This is a genomic window from Shewanella sp. SM73 (assembly GCF_025653795.1).
Classification (GTDB): Bacteria; Pseudomonadota; Gammaproteobacteria; order Enterobacterales; family Shewanellaceae; genus Shewanella; species Shewanella oncorhynchi.
Genome location: NZ_JAKKRY010000018.1, coordinates 97620 through 106254, shown reverse-complemented (window position 1 = coordinate 106254; position 8635 = coordinate 97620). Strand labels below are relative to the sequence as shown.

At 45.2% G+C, this 8635-nt stretch carries 11 protein-coding genes; 3 read left to right on the top strand and 8 right to left on the bottom strand.

Features of this window, described 5'->3' with window-relative positions; translation table 11 throughout:
• The first annotated feature begins 521 nt into the window (after nucleotides 1-521).
• Nucleotides 522-1070, top strand: a complete 549-nt coding sequence (locus tag L5M51_RS19995) for a gamma carbonic anhydrase family protein (RefSeq protein WP_168827558.1) — start codon at nucleotides 522-524, stop codon at nucleotides 1068-1070.
• A gap of 134 nt (nucleotides 1071-1204) precedes the next feature.
• On the opposite strand, the gene L5M51_RS19990 is transcribed toward L5M51_RS19995, so the two are convergent.
• Together L5M51_RS19990 and aroE are read right to left on the bottom strand one after the other, a co-directional pair.
• Nucleotides 1205-1480, bottom strand: coding sequence for a DUF1488 domain-containing protein (locus tag L5M51_RS19990; RefSeq protein ID WP_113941387.1), 276 nt, complete (start codon nucleotides 1478-1480; stop codon nucleotides 1205-1207).
• A 5-nt stretch (nucleotides 1481-1485) separates the two neighbouring features.
• Nucleotides 1486-2334, bottom strand: coding sequence for a shikimate dehydrogenase (aroE, locus tag L5M51_RS19985; protein WP_263174281.1), 849 nt, complete (start codon nucleotides 2332-2334; stop codon nucleotides 1486-1488).
• Between the two features lie 153 nt (nucleotides 2335-2487).
• On the opposite strand from aroE, the gene L5M51_RS19980 reads away from it, so the two are divergent.
• Complete coding sequence (locus tag L5M51_RS19980) at nucleotides 2488-2925, top strand: group II truncated hemoglobin (protein WP_263174274.1); 438 nt, start codon at nucleotides 2488-2490, stop codon at nucleotides 2923-2925.
• Nucleotides 2926-2959: 34 nt separating this feature from the next.
• Here L5M51_RS19980 and hemF read toward each other — a convergent pair whose 3' ends face one another.
• From hemF to L5M51_RS19950, 6 genes are all read right to left on the bottom strand, one after another.
• On the bottom strand, nucleotides 2960-3868 hold the full coding sequence (gene hemF / locus L5M51_RS19975) for an oxygen-dependent coproporphyrinogen oxidase (RefSeq protein ID WP_263174279.1): 909 nt from the start codon (nucleotides 3866-3868) through the stop codon (nucleotides 2960-2962).
• Nucleotides 3869-3893: 25 nt separating this feature from the next.
• Nucleotides 3894-4460, bottom strand: coding sequence for an L-threonylcarbamoyladenylate synthase (locus tag L5M51_RS19970; RefSeq protein ID WP_263174272.1), 567 nt, complete (start codon nucleotides 4458-4460; stop codon nucleotides 3894-3896).
• A 147-nt stretch (nucleotides 4461-4607) separates the two neighbouring features.
• Entirely contained in the window at nucleotides 4608-5171 is a 564-nt protein-coding gene (locus L5M51_RS19965; protein WP_105253028.1) for a type I DNA topoisomerase, read from the bottom strand.
• Nucleotides 5172-5290: 119 nt separating this feature from the next.
• The gene (locus L5M51_RS19960) at nucleotides 5291-5764 is read right to left on the bottom strand and encodes a DUF494 family protein (RefSeq protein WP_006083793.1); all 474 of its coding nucleotides are present in this window, start codon (nucleotides 5762-5764) and stop codon (nucleotides 5291-5293) included.
• A gap of 2 nt (nucleotides 5765-5766) precedes the next feature.
• Nucleotides 5767-6783, bottom strand: coding sequence for a DNA-processing protein DprA (dprA, locus tag L5M51_RS19955; protein WP_168827568.1), 1017 nt, complete (start codon nucleotides 6781-6783; stop codon nucleotides 5767-5769).
• A gap of 83 nt (nucleotides 6784-6866) precedes the next feature.
• Nucleotides 6867-7997 (bottom strand): LysM peptidoglycan-binding domain-containing protein, encoded by a 1131-nt coding sequence (locus tag L5M51_RS19950; protein WP_131524499.1) that lies wholly within the window; start codon nucleotides 7995-7997, stop codon nucleotides 6867-6869.
• Nucleotides 7998-8122: 125 nt separating this feature from the next.
• Here L5M51_RS19950 and def point away from each other — a divergent pair, with 125 nt between their 5' ends.
• Nucleotides 8123-8635 (top strand): peptide deformylase, encoded by a 513-nt coding sequence (gene def, locus L5M51_RS19945; protein WP_206766142.1) that lies wholly within the window; start codon nucleotides 8123-8125, stop codon nucleotides 8633-8635.

The window sequence follows — 8635 nt, the reverse complement described above, 5'->3', positions numbered from 1 at the left end:
CTTCAGCGGCTCAATGAATTCTGATTTTTTGTTTCTAACTAAAGAAACAAACTGTACATATTACTATGAACACTCATTGTTACATTGATTTAAATTTTTGACTGCCAACCCGAAGGTTAAGCAGTTTCGATTAACTCAACACCTGTGAGTGTCCACACAGATTTCTTGTTTTATCTTGTTAAAGAGCGTTGACCACATACCGTTGCCGGCGGGTCGTGCTGATGCTTCATCAGCTCAGGGTCGTGCATTCTACGCATTTCCCGTTTCGCGTCAAGGAGTATTTTACAACTTCTTGCTGCGCTTGAATTAAGTGCTTAAAAGCGACTCAATTCAACCTAACTCGTCAGCTTGCTTTCGCTGTCTGCCGTGTCAGTGGATGCGCATTATAGGGAGATTAAGAAAGTCCGCAACCCCTATTTTTAAGATAATTGTCATTTTCTCACTGTTCGTTGGATATTTGACCTGACCCGCTAGTTTTTAACCTTTATAATGCTAAAAACCACTCAATTAGGGACTTTTCTATGTCAGGGCCACTCAGAACTTACCAAGGTATTCATCCTCAATTAGGCAATAACGTATATGTAGATGAAGCTTCGGTGCTTGTTGGCGATATTGCGTTAGATACTGATGCCAGTATTTGGCCTATGGTGGCGGCGCGTGGTGATGTTAACCATATTCGTATTGGTAAGCGCTCGAACGTACAAGACGGTAGCATATTGCATGTAACGCGTAAGTCAGCTGCTCGTCCCGATGGTCATCCACTGATTATTGGTGATGATGTGACTATTGGTCACAAGGCTATGCTTCACGGTTGCAAAGTCGGTAACCGAGTATTAGTAGGCATGGGTGCGATAATTCTCGACGGTGCGATTTTAGAAGATGATGTGATCTTAGGTGCGGGTTCTTTAGTGCCACCGGGCAAGGTATTACAGAGTGGCTATTTATATGTAGGCAGCCCAGTTAAGCAGGCTCGCCCATTAACGCCAGCCGAAATTGCCTTTTTGCCAGAATCTGCCGACAACTATGTCAGACTGAAAAACGAATACTTAGTTGAGTTACAAAACATCTAATCACTTATAGCCAATCTCTTATAGTTAGTCGCTTAGTGTCACTATAGCTATATAAGAAAGGCGGTAGAGACTCATTGAGTCTCTACCGCCTTTTGCTATTCGCTGATTCAGAAAAGTATCTAAGTTCGATAAGTTTAGCCTAAGTGTACTGCCCCAAACTCATCAAACTCTTCGGCTTCAATTAAGTCTTCCGCCATTTCTTCGGCATCAAATCTCACCGCATCAAACAATGCCAGCATAGCGGCGGCTTCATTGGCACTCGGCTGTTCAGAGAAATCATTCAGCTCGGCTAACTTATTCACACTGATATAGCACTTGATGTTCATCCCCTGTGACTGCGCGATAAAGCAGACTCGCTTGTGGGCGTCGTCCCAATATTGCAGTTCGGGGAAAAGAATACTTTGATTCATGCTTCCTACTTAGGCTCGGCCATTAGTTTATCCCTCAAAAGATTTAATACCACTTGAGTGTCGGGCTCGATACCTCGCCATAGGGTAAAACTCTTAGCCGCTTGTCCGACTAACATGCCGAGCCCATCAATAACCTTAGCTGCACCTTGAGATAGCGCCCATTGGTTAAACGCGGTGACCGAGGCGCCATACATCATGTCATAACAAACGGTTTGGGTGGTGATGATATGTGCTGGCAAAGGTGGCAACTCGCCCGCAAGACTCGCCGAGGTTGAATTGATGATGACATCGAACTCGCCCACAAGCTCATTCATTTCTACGGCGGTGACTCTATTTGCGAAAGCACCGTTATCCACCGAAGTAAAGATATCGACCAGAAGCTGTGCCTTAGTATGAGTGCGATTACTGATGATCATCTGCGCAATTCCCGCATTTAATAACGGCAGAATACAACCGCGCGCCGCACCACCAGCACCAATAAGTAACACGCGCTTATCTTGCAGGCTGCCTAAGTTAGCGATGAGATCGGCCACCAGCCCTAAGCCATCGGTGTTATCACCGCGAATAGTGCCATCGGCCAATAAACTTAAGGTGTTTACCGCGCCGGCAAGCTTGGCCTCTGGGCTGAGACTGTCACACAGCGCAAAAGCTTGCTCCTTAAAAGGCACTGTCACATTCGCGCCCTTGCCGCCCGTATTGAAAAACGCCGTCAGAGAGGCTTCAAAACCATCGACCGGAGCAAGAATGGCTTCATAGGTTAATAACTCTTGGGTGGGCGCGGCAAATTGTCCATGAATGAACGGCGATTTACTGTGGCTAATTGGATTGCCAAACACTGCGTATCTGTCTGTCATAGCGATATTAAATTTTAGGTTCAATGGCTTTGCAGTCTACCGCGCTTTTGAGCCTAGGCAAGACGAATTATGTTCAACTAAATTTCACGTTGGGTTTCACGCTATAATGCGCCATCGGCTCAATACTCTCTATTTTAGTGAACGACTATTCCAATGAACTGGCTTAAAAAGATTTTTAGCAAACACACTCCACCGCAGGATGATCGCGATCCGAGCCAATCTAACGCTTACGACTTAATCGGCGGCGAAAAAGTGATCCGCGCTATCACCAAATGTTTTTATCAGAAGATGGCAAGCTCTGAAGAAACAACAACACTGCTTGCCATTCATAGAGCGCCAATTGCGGAATCAGAGCAGAAGTTGTTCGAATTTTTAAGTGGTTGGCTCGGCGGGCCGCAGCTCTATCAGCAGAAATATGGTCATCCTGCATTGCGAGCACGACACATGTATTTCGCCGTCGATGAGGTGATGCGCGATCAATGGCTGTTTTGTATGAAATTTGCGATTGAAGAACACATTAAAAAGCCAGAGCATCGAGCCGCCATCTTTGAGGCGATTTCAACTCTGGCCGATCATATGCGTAATCAATAAAGTGGATGCTGTATCCACTTCATAAGATTACTGGCTAAACCCAGTCGCGGGGTTTGAGGTAGTTATCGTACAAATCTGCCTCTGGGCTTCCCGCCTCTGGCGTATAAGCATATTGCCAACGCACTAATGGCGGCATCGACATTAAGATAGACTCGGTACGGCCGCCCGTCTGTAGGCCAAACAAAGTGCCTCTGTCGTAGACTAAGTTGAACTCAACATAACGACCACGACGATAGAGTTGGAACTGACGCTCACGCTCACCGAATTCAGTCTCTTTACGACGCTCGACAATCGGCGCATAGGCCGTTAAGAAGCCATTACCCACGGCTTGCATAAAGCTAAAGCTTTGCTCGAATCCTTCTTGATTCAAGTCATCGAAAAACAATCCACCCACGCCGCGGGTTTCATTACGATGCGGTAGGAAGAAATACTCATCACACCATTTCTTATACTTGGGATAAACCTCATCCCCGAAAGGCGCACAAATATCCTTAGACGTTTGATGCCACTCGCGCACATCTTCCTCAAATGGATAATAAGGTGTTAAATCAAAACCACCGCCAAACCACCACACGGGATCGGCACCTTCTTTTTGAGCAATGAAGAAGCGCACATTGGCATGAGTCGTTGGGATATAAGGATTATTAGGATGAATCACTAAAGAAACGCCCATAGCTTCAAAACTACGGCCCGCTAACTCAGGGCGATGCGCCGTAGCCGACGCAGGCATAGCAGCGCCAGTCACATGGGAAAAGTTAACCCCAGCTTGCTCGAACACTGCACCTTGGGTTAATACTCGGCTCGTACCACCACCGCCTTCGGCGCGAGTCCATGAATCGGCGGCGAACGTAGCTTGGCCATCCAGCACCTGTAAACCAGCACAAATTCGGTTTTGTAGATCGATTAAAAACGCTTTTACCACTGCAACATCAGGCACACTCATCTTGTTATCCTTATTATTGGTTTGCTCATTGTCCATTTCGTAAAATCTTACCGCTTCGCGCATCGATAATGGTCGAGGGCTGACGTTGCTCACCGAGTTCACCTAATACGAGTGCATCAATTTTACCTGTAAAATCTGCAAGAATTTCATCGGCAGTTAATGCTGGATCTTCACCCGCAAGGTTAGCGCTAGTCGACACTAAAGGTTTATTGAGCGCGCGGCACAGGGCTTGCACCCCAGTATGGGCTGATACTCGCACTGCGATAGAGTCAAATTCACCACAGAGGTATTTTGAAACCTGCACTTTGATTGGCATTACAAAGGTAAAAGGCCCCGGCCACTTGGAAAATGCAAACTCGAGCTGCTCAGCCGTTAATTGCGATTCATCAACATAAGCTAAAAGCTGCTGAAAATCACTGGCGACTAAGATCAGTCCCTTTTGCCATGGGCGCTGTTTTACAGCCAATAACTTTTGGATAGCGGTGTCATTATCTGGGTCGCAACCTAGGCCATAAACGGCCTCGGTTGGATAAGCGATAACACCACCGTTAAGCACAATATCTTTTATGTCAGATGGGTGCAGCTGCAACATCTTAGGATCACCTTTTGAGTATTGTCGATTTCAACAATCAAATTATTGGATAAATTCGAATACTGACCGCCCCATCAGCGGTCAGCCGAGGATTATACGCAAGCCACTTTCATCGGCCAAATATTAAGATGCAGGTCACACAATAAACTAAAGTGGTCTTTTGTATTTACAGCTTTTTTGCGGGCATTCTAAACGCATCCCAGCCGCACCTTTACGCTCGACTAAGATCCCAAAACCACAACTCGGGCAAGCTTCAGCAACCGGAGGATAATTCACAATAAACTTACACTTAGGGTAAGCACTGCAGGCATAAAAACTCTTTCCGAAGCGACTCGTTCTGTGCTCAAGCTTACCCGCTTTGCATTCAGGGCAAGGAATGTCAGGCTTGTCACTCGCTTGATCCTGTTTTTCAATATGCGTGCAGCTAGGGTATTGAGTGCAACCAATAAAGATCCCAAATCGACCAGATTTTACCGCCAGCTCGTGGCCGCATTCAGGGCATACAGAACCTTCAATCACTTGAGTTTCAATAGATTCGTGCTGCACTAAGGGTCGAGTGTAATTACAGCTAGGGTAATTATTACAGCCAATAAAACCGCCGTGCTTACTGTGTTTAACCGATAACTCGCTGCCACATTCAGGACAAAGTTCGTATTCTTTTTCCAGTGCGTGTTCGTGGGCACTAAATAATTGTTCATCAATCTTAGACATAATCATTCACCACCTGTCGTAGCGCATTAGGATATCAAGCGCAGTGCCATCAAGGAATTTATGGCATCAAAAAAGGAGGTCTTAGCCTCCTTTCTCTCATAATTCATCTGTCACAACAATTAAGAATGCAGTCGGCCTTCGGGCTGTTCGAAGATCAAATCTTCCATTTGCTCATAAGCGGACTCATGGCCAGGAGCATTAAACAGCACCATTAAGATAACCCATTTGAGATCTTCTAAAATCAGGGTTGGTTCATCCAACTCCATAACTCTATCGATCACCATTTCACGGGTTTCGACATTCAGCACTTTAACTTGCTCTAAAAACAACAAGAAACCGCGGGATTCTACATCCAGCTTGTCCATTTCGTCCTTTGTATAGATACGAAACGAATGCTGATCGTGATTACAAAGATAAGGTTTATCCCCTTCTTGTAATTCAGCTAAGCGCTCCAACCAAGTTAACGCTTTTAAAATCTCGGATTGATGAAATCCGGCACGAGTGAGTTCCTTGGTTAACTCGTCTTCATCAACTAGTAGTTCAACTTCACTGTGAACATAGTTTTCAAATAGATACATGAGGATATCAAACATGGCTAGCTCCTCTTTACTCTGACGTAACCACCGGGTACTGCTATTACCCAACCTTGCAACTCAAGTTCAAGCATTTGTTCTAACACCAGATCTATCGTTTTTCCACTATGTTCAACGACTGCATCAATTGATGTAGTTTCATAACCTACACTAGCTAACAGAGACGAAAATGGCAAATTACAAATCTCGTCTTGCTGTATATGGTGGCATAACTTCAATTCTTCAAGGTGGAAAGCGGTTAAACTTGCCAACTCTTCCACTATATCGGCAGCGGTTTCCACAAGCTTTGCTCCATCACGTAATAAATCATGGCAGCCTTGATGGTAACCCCCTAAGATTGAGCCCGGAACGGCAAACACCTCACGCCCTTGTTCCATCGCCAACCTAGCAGTGATTAAAGAGCCGCTTTTGCGACAGGCTTCAACCACAAGAGTACCTAAAGATAGACCGCTAATAATGCGATTTCGTTTTGGGAAATTACCCGCAAAGGGACCAGTATCGGGCCAAAACTCGCTAAGTATACAGCCTTGCCGCTGAATATCATGATAAAGCTGTCGATGTTTTCGTGGATAAATGATCTCTATGCCCGTTCCTAGTACGGCAATAGTGCGCCCTTGATGGTCAACACAGGCTTTATGGGCCGCCCCATCAATCCCCATCGCCATGCCACTACAGATACCAAATCCCATTGAGGACATCTCAGCAGCCAGTTGATAAGCGACCTGCAATCCGCCTGGAGAAGCATTACGACTGCCAACAATAGCAAGATAAGGAAGGGCTAACGCCTCTAAGCAACCTTTAACGAACAGGACGGCGGGCGGATCTGAGAGTTGTTTTAATAATGGTGGATAAAGCGGATCAGAGAAACAAAGCAGATGATGATCGGCGGCTTGCTGTTGCCATTCGAGGGCGACATCCACTTTTTGATAATCAATAACAAGGCTATGGAGCAGATGATCAGATAAAGGTAGCGCTTGTCTCTCATGCTCTAACCTTTGTCTGAGGTCGTCCACTTCCATGTGCGTTAATAATTGTTGGATCCGAGCGGGTCCTAGCCCAGATACAGCACAAACAACTAACCAATCAACCAAATTTTCAGAGATTATAGACCTCTTAAGGCTAAAGATTCTGGGGCGATTAACTTATCGTCGACACGAACAGGCCGCTCGGTGGAGACAATCAAACCTAAGCTCGCCTTATCAAAAACTTTAAACACTAACAACTTACCATGATAAACATCCGGCATCTTAACTGCACGATCCGAAGAGACTGACGCCATTAGGTTATCATAGGCAGTACGTTCAATTGCAGGAACCGGCATACCATCATTGTTGATAACAATAACCTCACCATCACGGTAAATAGAAAATACCACCCCAGGCTCGACGCCATCCTGAGTGCCTTTATCTAAGTACACGACATTCAACTTACCCGCTTCACGCAAATTTGATTCTGTTGCTAACACTAAAGCTGGTATCTTTAATTCCGCAGGTTTAGGAGTAAAGTAAGCTGACATCAAGGAATCACTTTCCATCGGCAATACTCTGAAGCCTGCTTTGGTTTCGCGAAAGCTCGTTAGCAACTTAATTTTTGAAACCTTACCAGACTCAATCACTTGCCCAGTAGACGACAAAATGGCTTCTTGTCCTAACGCTTCGCCTGACTCTTTATTGAAAAACTCGCGACCACGTTCGTAAATACCATATTTTTGGTTTATTGGCAGTTCAGCATCAATATAAATCACATCACCCACAATATGGTGACGCGATGGACTTTCACCTGCCAGCACCATAGGTTGCTCAGTAAGCCAGTGAGTCTCAACGACCCGATTCTGCACTAAATATTGTTCAATCAAAGCTAAATCAACGGCTGGAATAGCATTACTCTTAGCAATAACACGTCCCTCGGGACTCTTTCTTACATGGGGTTTAGCACTATCGACAGTAGCACCATTACGCACAAGGCGGGGCTGACCATCAATAAATACTAGAGTGAGTTGATCGCCAGGGTAAATAAGGTGGGGGTTAGCAATCTGTGGGTTTACATCCCAAAGACTCGGCCATTTCCATGGGTCATTCAGAAACGCGGCGGAGATATCCCAAAGAGTATCGCCCTTTTTCACTACATATGACTCAGGATGCCCCGCCTTAAGCGTCAGGGTATCTGCGGCAACAAACGTGCAATTGAATGTCATTAACGCGAGTAAAATTAACCGTTTCATGGGTATTTCCATGTTGTTTAACTCTTAGTTTGAGCTTTTACTGTTATTGGTAGGCACTAAAGATTAAAATTAACTCATTAGCATCAGTCAGTATAACTAACTGGCAGAGATTTGACAGACTTGTTAAGAGTTTATGTATGACACTATTAAAAGTATTACAATTCCCTGACGAAAGATTACGAACACAAGCCACACCCATCACAGAGTTTAATGCCGAGCTGCAGACTCAAATTGATGATATGTTCGAAACCATGTACCAAGAAAAAGGTATCGGTCTGGCCGCGACCCAAGTTGATTACCATAAACAACTCATTGTCATGGACTTACAGGATGAAGTCGAACGACCAAAAGTGTTTATCAACCCTGAAATTATCGCCAGTAGCGGTGACTTCTGCAATGAAGAAGGTTGCCTGTCGGTTCCGGGGATTTACGCCAAAGTCGATCGCGCCGAATTTGTCACGGTAAAAGCCTTAGACAGGCACGGTAACGAATTTATAGTTGAGGCCGATGAGCTATTTGCCATTTGTATTCAACACGAGATGGATCACCTCAAAGGCAAATTGTTTGTCGATTATTTGTCGCCGCTAAAACGTCAGCGGATCAAACAAAAACTTGAAAAAGCGGCCCGATTGGACGCCAAAGAAGCATAG